Here is a 16130-nt window from a genome sequence, read left to right on the forward strand (position 1 = left end):
GATGGGACCGATTGACACTACGAGCGCGATTCCAGAAATAGCGCCGGCAACGGCTGGCCGCGACCTTTATGCGGTCGTCGGCAATCCGATTGCACACAGCAAGTCACCGTTCATTCACGCGCGCTTCGCGGAGCAAACGGGCGAGCCCGTCGAGTACCGCCATTTGCTTGCGCCGCGTGACCGTTTCGCGGAGGCGGTGCGTCTGTTCGTCGCCGCGGGCGGACTCGGCCTCAACGTGACCGTGCCGTTCAAGCTCGAAGCGCACGCGCTCGCGAACAGCCTGTCCGCACGCGCGGCCGCGGCGGGAGCCGTCAACACGCTGCGCTTCGATGGTGAGCGCATTTACGGCGACAACACGGACGGCGTGGGTCTCGTGCGCGATATCGAGGCGAATCTCGGCGTGCCGCTGGCCGATACCCGCATTCTGCTGCTCGGCGCGGGCGGGGCGGCACGCGGCGTCGTGCTGCCGATCCTGGAGCGCAAGCCGCGCTCGCTCACAATCGTCAACCGCACCGCGGAGAAGGCCGAGGCGCTCGTCGCACAGTTTGCCGCGGCGGCGCACGAAGCCGGCGCCGCGCTCACCGGAGGCGGGGCCGGTCTGGTCGGATCGAGTCCCTACGATCTGATCGTCAACGCGACGGCGGGCAGCCTCGATGCGGCGCTGCCCGAGTGCGACGAGCGCGCGTTCGGCCGCGGCACGCTGGCCTACGACATGATGTACGGCGCACAGCCGACCGTCTTCATGCGGCATGCCAAATCGCTCGGCGCGCGCGCCGCGGACGGACTCGGCATGCTCGTCGAGCAGGCTGCCGAGTCGTTCTTCGTCTGGCGCGCGGTCAGACCGGCGAGCGCGCCGGTGCTTGCGGAACTGCGTACGATGCTCGCCCGTCAGTCATGACGGGCGCACGCCGCGCAAGCAGACCCGGTCTCGCGAGATGGGCCGCTTATGCAGTATCGGTCTGCGCGATCGCGTGGATCGCGACGCAGGCATACTACTTCGCGCAGATCGCGATATGGACGGTCGTGAATCCGCGATCGACGGCCTTCATGCGCGCCGACGCATGGCGGCTTGCGCAGGATCGCCCCGATCTGTCGATCCAACATCAATGGGTGCCCTACGAGCGCATTTCGCGCAACTTGAAACGCGCGATCATCGCTTCCGAGGATGCCAACTTCGTCAACAACAACGGCTACGAGACCGACGCGATCCTGCAGGCGTGGGAGAAAAACAAATCGCGCGGCAAGATCGTCGCGGGCGGCTCGACGATCAGCCAGCAGCTCGCCCGCAATCTGTTTCTTTCGCGCGAGAAGAGCTACGTTCGCAAAGGGCAGGAGCTCATCATCACCTGGATGCTCGAAACGCTGATGGACAAGCAGCGCATCTTCGAGATCTATTTGAATTCGGTCGAATGGGGTAACGGCGTCTATGGCGCCGAAGCGGCGGCGCGGTACTACTATCGCGTGTCCGCGAACCAGCTTTCAGGCTGGCAGGCGGCCCGCCTCGCCGTCATGCTGCCGAGGCCGAAGTACTTCGACGAGCATCGGGGCTCGGGCTATCTCGCGCAGCGCGCGGCCGTCATCGCCAGGCGCATGGGCGCGGCGGAAGTGCCGCGCTAGCCTCCACCGGCCGCGTCGCTGGTCTGCTCTTCAGCTCTGCAGCGCCTCGCACCTCGCACCTCGCACCTAGCACCTAGCACCTAGCACCTAGCACCTAGCACCTAGCACTTCAGTCAGTTCCCTTCCCAATACTCGATCGTCGCGTCCTGGCGCGAGACGAAGCGAAAGGGCGTCGGCCGCTCTCCGGGCGCGCCCGGAAATTCAGCCAGCACGCCGAACTTGCCCGAATCCGGATACTCGGCGATTTCGGGCGTCATCTTGGTGCTCACCGCCAGGTATTTAAGCTCGACTGTCCCTGTGTTGACGATCTGATGCGCTAGCTCGGCGCCGCCGGGCGGACACGCGATGACGTCACCCGCGCGGATCGGGTACGTCTCGGTTCCGATGCGCACTTCCCCGGCACCTTCGAGCACGAAGAACATCTCCTCGTTGAACCGATGGTTGTGAAAGGGAAACGCGCGCCTGCCGGGCGGAACGGCCGTAACGTTGTAGCCGAGCTTTTGCGCGCCCACGCGCGGCCCGATCATGCCCATGCGTACGTCGCCGTAGCGGTCGTTCATCGATTCCGGCGGTGCGAAGGCGGGTGGGCGAGGCTGCAGTTCGACGTCGGCAATATTGATGATCGGCTTCATCGCTTTGTGGACTCCAGGAAGAAGGGCGGGAAAAAGGGCCGCGATGCCGGACGTGCTGCGTCCCTGAACCGACTCATCCGGACCCGCAGCGGCGGCCCGATCCATTCGATATCGGCCCGCGTGGATGCCGAACGGCTTCCGCGCACCTGCACTGACTATATAAGAGGTCCGGTGGCATGGACAGAAAACCAGACGAATGCCGATGAGGCCGACGCGCGCGCCTTCGCCCGTGGCTTGTGCTCATGTCCGCGGTCCCGTTACGGTTCAATCCCAAAATGTGGGCGCGTCACTCATATGTTGAACAGCGGCTGAAAGAGCGCCTACAATCCAGCGAAACGGCAGCGGCTCAGCGCCATGCGATCCCCTGCCACGACGATAGTGCGAAGCGCAAACGACGCTCGCACGCCAAGGAGACGCCTTCATGAACGCCACGGATCAAGCTGCCGACGCCCCGGATGGGAGCGAACCGTCGGTCGACGCCACGCTTGCCGCTGCTTTGCGTGCCGCGTCGGATGCGGCCGAGATCAACGTTGCGGGTACGCCGCTCGATATTGCCGGCCAGCAGGCGGGCACGCAGACGCTGTTGCGCGGCCTCGCGATTCTGGAAGCCGCGGCGGCCAACGCGCACGATATGCGAGCGTTCGCGGCGGTGCTCGGCACGACGCGCAGCACGACGCACCGGCTCGTCAACAGCCTCGTGCAGGCGCGCTATCTACGTCAGACGCCGAACGGCTATCTGCTCGGACCGAAGCTGATCGAGCTCGGCACGATCGCGCTCGAGCAGATGCCGCTCACCAAGGTGGCGCGTCCGCACCTCGAGCGGCTCGCGCAAGCGACGCTCGATACCATCCATCTCGGCGTGCGCGATGGCGACGACGTGCTTTACATCGACAAGATTCCCGGCCAACGCGGCCTCGAGATGCGCTCGCGCGTCGGCCACCGGATGCCGCTTGCTTCGACGGGTATCGGCAAGGCCATGATGATCGACTTGAAGCCTGAAGAATGGGAGACGCTTTTCGACGCGTCGCGGCGTGCGCTGGCGGCTGTCACGTTCAAGCCTGATACGCGCCCCGACAAGCCTGTTTTCCTGCACCGGATGGTGCGCTATGCGGCCGGCGGATTCACCTTCGATCTCGAGGAGAACGAAGCGTCGATCCGTTGTGTGGCCGCGCCCGTGCGTGATGCGTCGGGGGCGATCGTCGCCGCCGTCTCGGTGGCGAGCACGATTCCTTATATGCCGCTCGAGCGGATGGAGGAACTCGTGCCCGTCGTCCAGCGCGAAGCGCGCGGTATTTCGGAGGAACTTGGGTGGGCCACCCCACAAAACGGACGGCGGATCAAGCGATGAGCGTATCGGAGAAGCGATTGGCCGAGCCGGCGCTGATCGGCCTCGACTGGGGGACGACATCGCTCAGAGCGTATCTCTTCGATGCGACGGGCCAAGTCCTCGCGACGCGCGCGTCCGGTGCCGGCATCATGAACCTGCCGCGCCCCGGCGGCTTCGACGCCGCCTTCGACGCGGCCTGCGGCGATTGGCTCGACAAAGCGCCCGAGCTTCCGGCGATTGCGGCCGGCATGGTCGGCAGCGCGCAAGGCTGGCGCGAAGCGCCCTATGTCGATACGCCGGCCGCGGCCGACGCGCTCGTCGCCGGACTCGTGCGCGTGACGACGGCGCGCGGCACGGTGCTCAATATCGTGCCTGGCGTCATCGAGCGCGGCGAGCTCCCGAACGTGATGCGCGGCGAGGAAACGCAAATTGTCGGCGCGCTGGCCGGCGATCCTGCGCTCGGCGCGAACGGGCGGGCCGTGCTCGTCGGGCTGCCGGGCACGCACGCCAAGTGGGCCATCGTTCAGGGCGAGCGCATCGAGGCGTTCCATACATTCATGACGGGCGAGCTTTTCGCGGCGTTGCGCAACCACACGATTCTGGGCCGGACGATGGCCGAGCCGGCGCAGCCCGATACCGAAGCGTTCCTGCGCGGTGTGACGGTGGCGAAGAACGCCGATCGCGCGGGCCTGCTCGCAACGATTTTCAGCACGCGCACGCTGGGCCTCACGGCACAGTTGCAGGCGGAGCAGCAGCCCGACTATCTGTCGGGGCTCCTGATCGGCCACGAGCTTTCCGGCGTACAGGCGCTGCTCGCCGAGCGTGGCGAGACGCTCGCGAGCGAGGCGCTGCGGCTCATCGGCGAACCGTCGCTGTGCGAGCGCTATCGCCTCGCGCTTGCCGAGTTCGGCTGCGCGAGCGCGACGATCGTCGAAGCGGCGGCCGAGCGCGGCCTTTGGCGCATCGCGATGCAGGCGCGACTCGTCGCCGCTGCAACGACGCAAGCAACCTAAGCAGCCTAAGAAACGTAAGCAACGTAAGCAACGTAAGCAACGCAAGCGAAGACATGGATGGGATTCGCCAACATGGCCACGACTGATCGACAAACCGACATCGACCTCCCCGCGCCGTACCGGCCGCATCCCGGTTTCGTCGCCGCTTTCTCGGCATGCCCGCTGATCGCGATACTGCGCGGCGTGACGCCGGCCGAGGTCGCGACGCACGGGCAGGCGCTTTACGACGCCGGTTTTCGCCTGATCGAAGTGCCGCTCAACTCGCCGCAGCCGTTCGCGAGCATCGCGGCGCTGCGCGGCGCCTTGCCCACTGACGTGATCGTCGGTGCGGGCACGGTGTTGCGGCCTGAGTTCGTCGACGATGTCGCGGGCGCGGGCGGCGAGCTCATCGTCATGCCTCATGCCGATGCCGCTGTCATTCGGGCCGCGAAAGCGCGCGGGCTTGCCTGCACGCCTGGCGTCGCGACGCCGACCGAAGCGTTCGCCGCGCTCGTTGCGGGCGCGGACGCGCTCAAGATGTTTCCGGCCGAGCAGCTCGGCACGCATGTCGTGAGGGCATGGCGCGCGGTGATGCCGAAGCGCGTGCCGCTCGTGCCCGTCGGGGGCATCACGCCTGACAACATGACGCCGTTCCTCGCGGCTGGCGCCGACGGCTTCGGCCTCGGCTCGGCGCTTTATCGCCCGGGGCAGGACGCCGATCTCACGGCGAAGAACGCGCGCGCGTTCATCGACGGATTGCGCGCGGCGCGCGCGGAGGCGACGTGATGGGCAGGCTCGCGGGCAAGGTCGCGTTGATTACGGGTGCCGGTCGCGGCATCGGGGCCGCGATCGCGCATGCGTTTGCCCGCGAGGGCGCGGCCGTCGTGCTAGCCGAGCTCGATGCCGGAACGGCGGGCGAGACGGCTGCCGCCATCGAGCGCGAGACGCCTGGCGCGCGAGCGCTCGCCGCGCGGACCGACGTGACCGACGCGGCTTCAGTGCGCGAAGCCGTTGCCGCGGCCGAGCGCGCGTTCGGCCCGCTCGACGTGCTCGTCAACAACGCCGGCATCAACGTCTTTTGCGATCCGCTGACGATGACCGACGAGGACTGGCGGCGCTGCTTCGCGGTGGATCTGGACGGTGTCTGGAACGGATGTCGGGCCGTGCTGCCGGGCATGGTCGAGCGCGGGCGGGGCAGCATCGTGAACATCGCCTCGACGCATTCTTTCAAGATCATCCCGGGCTGCTTTCCGTATCCGGTCGCGAAGCACGGCGTGATCGGCCTCACCCGTGCGCTCGGGATCGAATATGCGGCGCGGCATGTGCGCGTCAATGCGATCGCGCCCGGCTACATCGAAACGCAACTGACGCGCGATTGGTGGGATGCGCAGCCCGACGCCGAGGCGGCGCGCCGCGCGACGCTCGATCTGCAGCCGATGAAGCGGATCGGGCAGCCCAAGGAGGTGGCGATGACGGCGGTGTTTCTCGCGTCCGACGAGGCGCCGTTCATCAACGCGAGTTGCATCACCGTGGATGGAGGCCGCTCGGCCCTGTACCACGACTGAGGAGCGAGCGCCGCCGACGATCAAACGAGCGAGGAGCGATCGGACGCAGGCGGTCGAAACAACGAGCAAGACGACAAGAGTCTCAATTCGGATGACGCACTGGCCGCGTGAGCCATCCGACACAAACAAGATGCGGCCCACACCTTCAATTAGCAGGAGACATGCACATGAAGCGCAGAATGATCCTCACGCTGGCAGCGGTTGCGGCGGGTACGATGCTCGCGGGCGCACCGGCCGCGCAGGCGGCGGACCAGGTCAAGATCGGCTTCCTCGTCAAGCAGCCGGAAGAGCCTTGGTTCCAGGACGAATGGAAGTTCGCCGAACAGGCCGCCAAGAAGGACGGGTTCACGCTCGTCAAGATCGGCGCGCCCTCGGGCGAGAAAGTGATGAGCGCGATCGACAACCTGGCCGCCCAACAGGCGCAGGGCTTCATCATCTGCACGCCCGACGTGAAGCTCGGGCCCGGCATCGTCGCAAAGGCGAAGGCCGACAAGCTCAAGATGATGACCGTGGACGATCGTCTCGTCGACGGCTCGGGCAAGCCGATCGAATCGGTGCCGCATATGGGCATCTCGGCCTACAACATCGGCCAGCAAGTGGGTGATGCGATCGCCGCCGAGATCAAGAAGCGTGGCTGGGATATGAAGGATGTCGGCGCGATCGACGTCACATACGAACAGCTGCCGACGGCCCACGACCGTACGACGGGCGCCACCGACGCACTCCTGAAGGCGGGCTTCCCCGCGGCGAACATCATCAAGGCGCCGCAAGCCAAGACCGATACGGAGAACGCGTTCAACGCGGCCAACATCGCGCTGACGAAGAACCCGCAATTCAAGCATTGGGTGGCCTATGCGCTGAACGACGAAGGGGTGCTCGGCGCCGTGCGCGCGGCGGAAGGCCGTGGCTTCAAGGCCGACAACATGATCGGCGTCGGCATCGGCGGCTCGGACTCGGCTCTGAACGAGTTCAAGAAGCCGAATCCGACGGGCTTCTTCGGCACGGTGATCATCAGTCCGAAGCGTCACGGCGAAGAAACGTCCGACTTGATGTATGCATGGATTACCCAAGGCAAGGAGCCGCCGAAGCTCACGCTGACGACGGGCATGCTGGCCACGCGTGACAACGTCAATGAAGTGCGCGAGAAGATGGGTCTCGCTTCGAAGTAACAGGCGCGGCCGAACCGGGCCGGCCGCGAGCGCGCCTCGTGAGAGAAAGAGGCGCGCCCGCGCAACCGGCGCGGACGTTTCATTCAGTGCAAGGTGAAGCAACATGTCAGCAACGCTGCGTTTTGACAACATCGGCAAGGTCTTTCCGGGCGTGCGTGCGCTCGACGGTGTTTCGTTCGACGTGAACGCCGGCGAAGTGCACGGCCTCATGGGCGAGAACGGCGCGGGCAAATCGACGCTGCTCAAGGTGCTCGGCGGCGAGTACCAGCCGGATTCGGGCCACGTCATGATCGACGGCAAGGAAGTGCGGTTTTCGAGCGCCGCCGCTTCGATCGCGGCCGGTATCGCCGTGATCCATCAGGAACTGCAATACGTGCCCGATCTCACGGTGGCGGAGAATCTGCTGCTCGGCCGCCTGCCGAACGCGCTCGGCTGGGTCGACAAGCGCGGCGCGCAACGCTTCGTGCGCGAGCGGCTCGCGGCGATGGGCGTCGATCTCGATCCGAACGCCAAGCTCGGGCGGCTTTCGATCGCGCAGAGGCAGATGGTGGAGATCTGCAAGGCGCTTTTGCGCAACGCGCGCGTCATCGCGCTCGACGAGCCGACGAGCTCGCTTTCGCACCGCGAGACCGAAGTGCTGTTCAAGCTCGTGCGCGATCTGAAGGCCGACGGCCGCGCGCTCATCTACATCTCGCACCGGATGGACGAGATTTATGAGCTCTGCGATTCATGCACGATCTTTCGCGACGGTCGCAAGGTGGCGTCGCACCACTCGCTGCATGAGGTGCCGCGCGAAACGCTCGTCTCGGAGATGGTCGGGCGCGAGATCAAGGACATCTACGACTATCGGCCGCGCGAACACGGCGTGGTTCGTCTGGCTGTCGACGGCATCGAAGGGCGGGGCCTGTCGGCGCCGGCGAGCTTCGAGGTTCGCGCGGGCGAAATTCTCGGCTTTTTCGGGCTCGTCGGCGCCGGACGCAGCGAGCTCATGCGCCTTGTCTACGGCGCGGAGAAAAAACGCGGCGGACGGCTTTCGCTCGACGGCCGGCCCATCGGCGTGAAGAGCCCCGGGCAGGCGATTCGCCAGGGCATCGTGCTGTGCCCCGAGGACCGCAAAGAGGAGGGCATCGTCGCGCTCGCGTCGGTGGCCGAGAACATCAACATCAGCTGCCGCCGTCACGATCTGCGCGCCGGATTCTTTCTCAATCGCGCGAAGGAGGCCGAGACGGCGGACCGTTTCATCAAGCTGCTCAAGATCAAGACGCCGCACCGCAAGCAGCGGATCCGTCTGCTCTCGGGCGGCAACCAGCAAAAGGCGATCCTGTCGCGCTGGCTCGCGGAACCGGACCTCAAGGTCGTGATTCTCGACGAGCCGACGCGCGGCATCGACGTCGGCGCCAAGCACGAGATCTACAACGTGATCTACGAGCTTGCCGAACGAGGCTGCGCCGTCGTAATGATCTCGTCGGAGCTGCCGGAAGTGCTCGGCGTCTCGGACCGCATCGTCGTCATGCGCGAAGGCCGCATCTCGGGTGAAGTGGTGCGCGAGAAGGCGAGCGAGGCGGCGCTTTTGAGCCTCGCGCTGCCGCAAGGCACGCGCTCCGAACATGAGGTGCCGCGCGAAGCCGCGTGACAAGCCGGCTCACGCGCGCCGCCGTGAAGGTGGCGCGCAGTGCGCGAGAGGGTGTGGACAGAATAGGAGCCCGTGAATACGGGTCGAAGGAGCGACGAAATGCAAGCAAGAGAAAACCTGGCGACCTCGGCGGCGAAGCATGCCGCCGACGCGCTGATTCCCCAGCCGAGCGATCGGCAGAAATGGTGGCAACAGATCACCGAATACAGCCTCATCCTCATCTTCGCCGTGATGTTCATCACGACGTCGCTGACGGTCGATCACTTCTTCTCGATCGAGAACATGCTCGGTCTCGCGCTGTCGATCTCGCAGATCGGCATGGTTGCCTGCACCATGATGTTCTGCCTGGCATCGCGCGACTTCGACCTGTCGGTCGGCTCGACGGTCGCGTTCGCGGGCGTGCTCTGCGCGATGGTCCTCAATGCGACGAACAACACGTTTCTCGCGATCGTCGCGGCCGTCGCCGCCGGCTCGGTGATCGGTTTCGTCAATGGCGCCGTCATCGCGTATCTGCGCATCAACGCGCTGATCACGACGCTGGCGACGATGGAAATCGTGCGCGGGCTCGGCTTCATCGTCTCGCACGGGCAGGCCGTCGGCGTCTCGTCCGACACGTTCATCGCACTGGGCGGGCTGACGCTCGCGGGCGTGTCGCTGCCGATCTGGGTCACGCTCGTCTGCTTCATCGCGTTCGGCGTGATGCTCAACCAGACCGTCTACGGCCGCAATACGCTCGCGATCGGCGGCAATCCGGAAGCCTCGCGGCTCGCCGGCATCAACGTCGAGCGCACGCGCGTCATCATCTTCCTCGTTCAAGGTGCCGTGACGGCGCTTGCGGGGGTGATCCTCGCATCGCGCATCACGTCGGGACAGCCCAATGCGGCCGAGGGCTTCGAGCTCAATGTGATCTCGGCCTGCGTGCTGGGCGGCGTCTCGCTGCTCGGCGGCCGCGCGACGATTTCGGGTGTCGTGATCGGCGTGCTCATCATGGGCACCGTCGAGAACGTAATGAACCTGCTCAACATCGACGCGTTCTATCAATACCTCGTGCGCGGCGCGATCCTGCTCGCCGCCGTGTTGCTCGACCAGTTGAAGAACCGCGGCTCGCGCGATTGAGCGTGAGCGCGGCCGTCTCAGTGTAGAAGGAGACTCTCGATCATGGCGCTACCCGATCATCCCGAGCCCGGGCCTTACGCGAGCTATCCGAGCCTCGTCGACCGCACGGTGTTCATTACCGGCGGTGCGACCGGCATCGGCGCCTCGTTCGTCGCGCATTTCGCGCAGCAGGGCGCCCGCGTCGCGTTTTGCGACATCGATACGTCGTCGGGCGAAGCGCTCGCGGACGCGCTCGGCGAGGCGCACGCGAAGCCGCTTTTCCTCTCGTGCGATATCACGGACATCGGCGCGTTGAAAGGCGCCATCGCCGATGCGAGAAGCGCGCTCGGTCCGATCACCGTACTCGTCAACAACGCGGCGAACGACCGGCGGCATTCGATCGCCGAGGTCACGCCCGAATCGTTCGATGCCGGCATTGCCGTCAATCTGCGCCATCAATTTTTTGCGGCGCAGGCCGTCGTCGACGATATGAAAGCGCGCGGCGGCGGTTCGATCATCAATCTCGGCTCGATCAGCTGGATGCTGAAACAAGGCGGCATGCCCGTCTATCTGTCGGCAAAGGCGGCGATCGCCGGACTGACGCATGCGCTCGCGCGTGACCTGGGCCCCTTCGGCATTCGCGTGAATACGCTCGTGCCCGGCTGGGTCATGACGGAAAAGCAGCGTCGGCTTTGGCTCGACGAAGCCGGGCTGAAAGCGCTGAAAGCGGGGCAATGCCTCGACGGCGAGCTGATGCCCGAGGACCTCGCGCGGATGGCGCTCTTTCTCGCGGCCGACGACAGCCGCATGGTGACGGCGCAGGATTTCATCGTCGATGGAGGCTGGGCATGACGGGGCGCGAGCAAGAACGCGAAGGCGCGCGTGCCTTGCGCGCGACGCTCGCCGTCGATACGAAATGCGTGCTCGGCGAGGGCGCGACCTGGTGCGCGCGCAGCGGGCGGCTCTATTGGGTCGATATCGAGGGCGCGCAATTGTGGCGCTTCGATCCGGCGACGGGCGAGCGTTCGTCGTGGCGCATGCCTGAGCGGCTAGCCACATTCGCATTGACGGCCGATCCCCAGGTCCTGCTGCTCGGTCTTGCCTCGCAACTCGCTTTTTTCGATCTGACGACGGGCGAGATTACGCCGATCGCCAAGGTGGAGCCCCATCTCAATACGCGCGTGAACGACGGGCGCTGTGACCGTCAGGGGCGCTTCGTGTTCGGCACCAAGGACGAAGCGGACAAGCCCCAACCGATCGGCGGTTTTTATCGGCTCAACCGCGATTTGTCTGTCGAAAGGCTGCCGTTGCCGGCGCCGGCGATTTCCAACAGCATCGCATTCAGTCCCGACGGCTCGACGATGTACTTTTGCGATTCGCCTGCGCGCGAGATCCTCGCCTGCGACTACGGCGCCGACGGCCATATCGGCCAGCCGCGCGTCTTCGTGCGGCTCGCGGATACCGATGGCGAGCCGGACGGATCGACCATCGATACCGACGGTGGGCTCTGGAACGCGCAATGGGGAGCGGGGCGCGTGGTTCGCTACGACGCGCAGGGCCGTGAGACCGAGCGGGTGCTCGTGCCGGCTCGGCAGCCGAGCTGCGTCGCGCTCGGCGGTGCACGGCTCGGCACGCTTTACGTGACGACGGCGCGCGTCGGGCTCGACGCGGCGAGGCTTGCCGCCGAGCGTTCGTCGGGCGGCGTGTTCGCGGCGACGGTCGCGCGCCGCGGGTTGCCGGAGCCGTTGTTCGTCGGCGTGCGCCGATCGTAGCTACTAGCTGTGTTACGTCGTCACACTAAATCGGCAACGAGCGGAACCGACCCATAAATAAAGAGACAAAGGCGGGAAGCAGTGCCGCCTTGCGCAGACCAATCGGGGGTCGCCGGTAACAGGCCGAGGGCCTCCCGCCTCAAACAGACCCTGGGAGCGAACGATGACCGCAGCGGATACCGACGGCACGACCGCCACGGCGCCAGCCGCATCGACTAGCGTACCTGCCTCAGCGAGGGGCGCGACACCGTCCGCCGCGCGCCGTGCCAAGCTGGCGGCGATCGCGCAGCCCGTGCGCCCGGGGCCCAGCACCTCGGCGATGGCGCGCGGTCTTGGTAAAACGCGCGAGAGCGAGACGGTCACCCTGGCCACGCCGCAACTGCGGCTCGACATCGCCCCCTCGCTCGGCGGCGCGATCACGTGCTTCGACTGGCGCGGCAACGGCGACGCACCGACGCCGATATTCCGCCGCGCGGCGTCGGTCGAGGCCGGCGCCGATCCGAACACGCTCGCCTGCTATCCGCTCGTCCCCTATTCGAACCGAATCGGCGGTGCGCGCTTTACGTTCGGCGGCCGCTCGGTCGACGTGCCGCGCACCTGCCCCAACGAAGCGCTGCCGATCCATGGCGACGGCTGGCTGCAGGCGTGGGAGCTCGTCGAAAGCGATGCCGTGCGCGCGACGCTCGTCCTCGATCGCAGCCGCGCACGTCCCTATGCTTATCGCGCCACGCTCTCGTACGCGCTCGACGAAGCGACGTTGAGAATCAGACTTGCCGTCGAGAACGCAGGGCGTGAACGGATGCCGTTCGGGCTCGGCCTGCATCCGTTTCTGTCGCGAGACGAGAAAACGCATCTGTCGGCGGCGGCGAGCGGGCTGTGGCTTTCGGACGACGACTGGCTGCCGGTGCGTCACGTGCAGGCGCCGCCGGCCTGGCAGTTCGGCGTCGCCTATCCGCTGCCCGACACGCTCGTCAACCATGCGTTCACGGACTGGAGCGGCCACGCGGCCGTCGTTTGGCCCACGCGGCGCCTCTCGCTGACGATTGCCGCGAACGCGGACTATTACGTGCTCTATACGCCGCCGGGCGAGAATTTCTTTTGCTTCGAGCCCGTCGATCACCCGATCAACGCCGTGAATCTTCCGGGCGGCGCCGATGCGCACGGGATGACGGTGCTCGGGCCGGGCGAGCGGCTCACGCGCGAGTTTCGGTTCACCGTGGCGCGCGTGGGCGTTTAGAATACGCACCTTCTCCGACGACCACCGCCCGACCGGGCGTTTTCTCATGTCCTCCCATTCGTCCTTCGTCCGCACGCTCGACGAGGCGTGGCGCCGCACGGGCTCGCTGCTTTGCGTCGGGCTCGATCCCGAACCGTCGCGTTTTCCGGGCGCGTTCGCGAATCGCAGCGATGCGATATTCGATTTCTGTCGGGCAATCGTCGATGCGACGGCGCCTTATGCGAGCGCCTTCAAGCCGCAGATCGCCTATTTCGCGGCTCACCGCGCCGAAGACCAGCTCGAGCAACTGATCGCTCACGTCCACGAGAAGCACCCGGGCCTGCCCGTCATCCTCGATGCGAAACGCGGTGACATCGGCAGCACGGCCGAGCAGTATGCGCGCGAGGCGTTCGAGCGTTATCGGGCCGACGCCGTGACGGTCAACCCGTACATGGGCTTCGATTCGATCGAGCCGTATCTCGCGCACGAAGGTAAGGGCGTGATCGTCCTTTGCCGCACGTCGAACGCGGGCGGCTCCGACCTGCAGTTTCTCGATGTGGGCGGAAGACCCCTCTACCAAACGGTGGCGCAGCTGGCGGCCGAAAAATGGAACGCGGCGGGCGAGCTTGCGCTCGTCGTCGGCGCCACGTTCCCGAAGGAGATCGAGGTGGTGCGCGGCATCGTCGGCAATATGCCGCTGCTGATTCCGGGCATTGGCGCGCAAGGTGGCGACGTCGAAGCGACGGTGCGGGCCGGCCGCACGAAAGAGGGTTTCGGGATGATGATCAACTCGTCGCGCGCGATCCTCTATGCCGGTAAAGACGAGGACTTCGCGCAGGCGGCCGCGCGCGCCGCGCAGGAAACGCGCGACAAGATCAATCTCTACCGCTGAGCGGCGTCAGCGCAGCGTACTTTGACGCGTTCAACGCTCTTGCTCGTCGAGAAAGGAGAGCAGGCCGCGCAGCGCATGAGCGGCGGCCTGCGTCCGGATCTGCTTGCGATCGCCTTTGAAGACGAGCGTCTCGACCGACGTATGAAGCCGGTTGCTCCAGGCGAACGAGACCATGCCGACAGGCTTCGTTTCCGTTCCGCCGCCGGGACCGGCCACCCCCGTGATCGCGAGCGAGACCTGCGCGCGGCTGTTGCGCAGCGCGCCTTCGGCCATCGCGTGCGCGACGGGTTCACTGACGGCGCCATGCTTGTCGATGAGCTCGGCCGGCACGCCGATCATCTCGGTTTTCGCCTGATTCGAATAAGTGACGAAGCCGCGCTCGAACCAGCCGCTGCTGCCCGAAATATCGGTGATCGCCGTGGCGACCATGCCGCCCGTGCACGATTCCGCGGTGGCGAGCATGAGCCGCGTATCGCGTAGCTTGTTCCCGACGCGTACGGCAAGTTGGTGGACGACTGAATCGGTGGCCATGGCTCGGATTCCGGCTCGTGTTCGGTTGACGCGGGGCGAAACGCGCGTGCGCGTTCTCGGACGATCAGATCGTCATGCGCCAAAGCGCGATGACGAACAGCGTCAGAAACGCCGCGACGAGATCGTCGATCATGATGCCGAAGCCGCCTGAGAAACGCCTGTCGAAGTAGCGGACCGGAGGCGGCTTGACCATGTCGAAGAAGCGAAAGATGACGAACGCCCAAAGCTGGCCGACGAACGGCTCGGGCGTGACGAAAAGCAGAACGAGCCAGAAGGCGACGATTTCATCCCAGACGACGGGCGACGGATCGCCGATGCCGAGCTTTTTGGCGGTGAACCCGCTGAGGCCGATGCCGGCGAAAAAGCCAATCGCGATGAGCGCCGCCCATTCCGTGACAGTCAGGCGCCCCGCGAGCGCCGCGAACGAGACCCAGGCGAAGAGCGTTCCGACCGTGCCCGGGGCGATGGGCGACAGGCCGCTGCCGAAACCGAGCGAAACGAGATGAAACGGATGCGAGAGCATGAAGCGCGCCGTCGCGCGCCGCGGCCCTTCCGGCGGCAGTTCGGTTTGGGCGCCGTCGCGAAGCGTCGGGTCAGTCTGCATTGAAGTGATCGAATCCGTGCAACGTCAGAGATAGCGGCGCGCCGGCCGCGTCGTGCCAGGCGATCGACGGCGCGCCGGCCGCGTCGCGCAAGGCGGTTATTGTACCGATGCGTGTGACGGCGACGCCCGCGCGCTCGGCGGCCGCCGCGATCGCACGGCGCGCGTCGGGCGGCGCCGTGAAACAGAGCTCGTAGTCGTCGCCTCCTGCGAGCGCGCAGCGCAACTGCGTGTCGCGCGGCAGCTTTTGGAGCGCGCCCGAGCGCGGCACGGCGTCGACGTCGACGATCGCGCTCACGCGCGAGCGCTCGAGGATATGCATGAGGTCGCCCGCGAGACCGTCCGAGATGTCGAGCGCGGCATGCGCCAGTCCGCGCAGCGCGAGGCCCAGCGCGACGCGCGGCTCGGGGCGCTCGAGCGCGCGGCGCAGGAACGCCGCGTCGTCGGCCTGAGCCGCATCCCCTTTGCCATGGGGCGCGCCGGGCCATTCATCGCGCAGCAGCGCGAGGCCCGCGCGCGCATCGCCGAGCGTCCCCGACACCCATATGTCGTCGCCCGCGCGCGCGCCGTCGCGGCGCAATGCGGCGCCGACCGGCACGTCGCCGAAGACGGTCAGGCAGAGATTGAGCGGCCCGCGCGTCGTGTCGCCGCCCACGAGCTCGCAGCCGAAACGCTCGGCCAACTCGAACATGCCGTCGGCGAAGGCCGCGAGCCAAGTCTCGCGCGGCGTCTCGAGCGCAAGCGCGAGCGTGAACGCGCGCGGCTTCGCGCCCATCGCGGCCAAATCCGACAGATTCACGGCGAGCGCCTTGTGACCGAGCGCATGCGGATCGGCATCGGGCAGAAAGTGCCGACCCTCGACGAGCATATCCGTCGAGACCGCGAGAAACTCGTCGCGCCGCGGCGCGAGGAGCGCGCAATCGTCGCCGATGCCGAGCGTCGCCGCCGGGGAAGTCGCGGTCCCGGCGTGGGCACGGGCCCGGCGCGCAAAGAAACGGTCGATAAGGGAAAACTCTGAAAGCGGCATGTTTCGGGGTGATAGTCGCAAAAACGACGACGATCGTCGCGGATCGCGGTAGCGGCCTCGA

Annotated in this window: 17 protein-coding genes; 13 read left to right on the forward strand and 4 right to left on the reverse strand. The window is 66.5% G+C overall.

Annotation, left to right across the window (positions count from 1 at the left end; translation table 11 throughout):
* Position 1 precedes the first annotated feature (1 nt).
* Positions 2-898, forward strand: coding sequence for a shikimate dehydrogenase (gene aroE, locus C9I57_RS08770; RefSeq protein WP_107150254.1), 897 nt, complete (start codon positions 2-4; stop codon positions 896-898).
* The gene (mtgA, locus tag C9I57_RS08775; RefSeq protein ID WP_107150255.1) at positions 895-1617 is read left to right on the forward strand and encodes a monofunctional biosynthetic peptidoglycan transglycosylase; all 723 of its coding nucleotides are present in this window, start codon (positions 895-897) and stop codon (positions 1615-1617) included. The genes aroE and mtgA overlap by 4 nt, the downstream gene beginning before the upstream one ends.
* Positions 1618-1730: 113 nt before the next feature.
* Here mtgA and C9I57_RS08780 read toward each other — a convergent pair whose 3' ends face one another.
* Complete coding sequence (locus C9I57_RS08780) at positions 1731-2249, reverse strand: cupin domain-containing protein (RefSeq protein ID WP_107150592.1); 519 nt, start codon at positions 2247-2249, stop codon at positions 1731-1733.
* Positions 2250-2670: 421 nt separating this feature from the next.
* Between C9I57_RS08780 and C9I57_RS08785 the strand changes: the two genes are divergently transcribed.
* The 11 genes from C9I57_RS08785 (at position 2671) to pyrF (ending at position 13910) form a co-directional block, all read left to right on the forward strand.
* Complete coding sequence (locus C9I57_RS08785) at positions 2671-3597, forward strand: IclR family transcriptional regulator (protein WP_107150256.1); 927 nt, start codon at positions 2671-2673, stop codon at positions 3595-3597.
* Positions 3594-4589: a 2-dehydro-3-deoxygalactonokinase gene (locus C9I57_RS08790; protein ID WP_107150257.1), complete on the forward strand. Its 996-nt coding sequence runs from the start codon at positions 3594-3596 to the stop codon at positions 4587-4589. The genes C9I57_RS08785 and C9I57_RS08790 overlap by 4 nt, the downstream gene beginning before the upstream one ends.
* A 72-nt stretch (positions 4590-4661) precedes the next feature.
* A complete protein-coding gene (locus C9I57_RS08795) occupies positions 4662-5354 on the forward strand; it encodes a 2-dehydro-3-deoxy-6-phosphogalactonate aldolase (protein WP_107150593.1) in 693 nt (230 codons plus the stop codon).
* Entirely contained in the window at positions 5354-6133 is a 780-nt protein-coding gene (locus C9I57_RS08800) for an SDR family oxidoreductase (protein ID WP_107150258.1), read from the forward strand. The genes C9I57_RS08795 and C9I57_RS08800 overlap by 1 nt, the downstream gene beginning before the upstream one ends.
* 167 nt (positions 6134-6300) lie before the next feature.
* On the forward strand, positions 6301-7302 hold the full coding sequence (locus C9I57_RS08805) for an arabinose ABC transporter substrate-binding protein (protein ID WP_107150259.1): 1002 nt from the start codon (positions 6301-6303) through the stop codon (positions 7300-7302).
* 103 nt (positions 7303-7405) lie between these two features.
* The gene (gene araG, locus C9I57_RS08810) at positions 7406-8935 is read left to right on the forward strand and encodes an L-arabinose ABC transporter ATP-binding protein AraG (RefSeq protein ID WP_107150260.1); all 1530 of its coding nucleotides are present in this window, start codon (positions 7406-7408) and stop codon (positions 8933-8935) included.
* A 99-nt stretch (positions 8936-9034) separates the two neighbouring features.
* Complete coding sequence (gene araH, locus C9I57_RS08815; protein WP_107150261.1) at positions 9035-10051, forward strand: L-arabinose ABC transporter permease AraH; 1017 nt, start codon at positions 9035-9037, stop codon at positions 10049-10051.
* A 42-nt stretch (positions 10052-10093) separates the two neighbouring features.
* Complete coding sequence (locus C9I57_RS08820; protein ID WP_107150262.1) at positions 10094-10882, forward strand: SDR family NAD(P)-dependent oxidoreductase; 789 nt, start codon at positions 10094-10096, stop codon at positions 10880-10882.
* Positions 10879-11802 (forward strand): SMP-30/gluconolactonase/LRE family protein, encoded by a 924-nt coding sequence (locus tag C9I57_RS08825; protein WP_107150263.1) that lies wholly within the window; start codon positions 10879-10881, stop codon positions 11800-11802. The genes C9I57_RS08820 and C9I57_RS08825 overlap by 4 nt, the downstream gene beginning before the upstream one ends.
* A gap of 163 nt (positions 11803-11965) precedes the next feature.
* Positions 11966-13039, forward strand: a complete 1074-nt coding sequence (locus tag C9I57_RS08830; RefSeq protein ID WP_258187563.1) for an aldose 1-epimerase — start codon at positions 11966-11968, stop codon at positions 13037-13039.
* A 46-nt stretch (positions 13040-13085) separates the two neighbouring features.
* On the forward strand, positions 13086-13910 hold the full coding sequence (gene pyrF / locus C9I57_RS08835; RefSeq protein ID WP_107150264.1) for an orotidine-5'-phosphate decarboxylase: 825 nt from the start codon (positions 13086-13088) through the stop codon (positions 13908-13910).
* Between the two features lie 30 nt (positions 13911-13940).
* On the opposite strand, the gene C9I57_RS08840 is transcribed toward pyrF, so the two are convergent.
* The 3 genes from C9I57_RS08840 to thiL form a co-directional block, all read right to left on the reverse strand.
* Positions 13941-14441, reverse strand: a complete 501-nt coding sequence (locus tag C9I57_RS08840) for a CinA family protein (protein ID WP_107150265.1) — start codon at positions 14439-14441, stop codon at positions 13941-13943.
* Positions 14442-14505: 64 nt separating this feature from the next.
* Positions 14506-15045: a phosphatidylglycerophosphatase A family protein gene (locus C9I57_RS08845; protein ID WP_107150266.1), complete on the reverse strand. Its 540-nt coding sequence runs from the start codon at positions 15043-15045 to the stop codon at positions 14506-14508.
* Complete coding sequence (gene thiL / locus C9I57_RS08850) at positions 15035-16069, reverse strand: thiamine-phosphate kinase (protein ID WP_107150267.1); 1035 nt, start codon at positions 16067-16069, stop codon at positions 15035-15037. Before thiL ends, C9I57_RS08845 begins: the two co-directional genes overlap by 11 nt.
* Positions 16070-16130 lie beyond the last annotated feature (61 nt).

This window comes from Trinickia symbiotica, from assembly GCF_003028655.1.
Taxonomy (GTDB): Bacteria; Pseudomonadota; Gammaproteobacteria; order Burkholderiales; family Burkholderiaceae; genus Trinickia; species Trinickia symbiotica_A.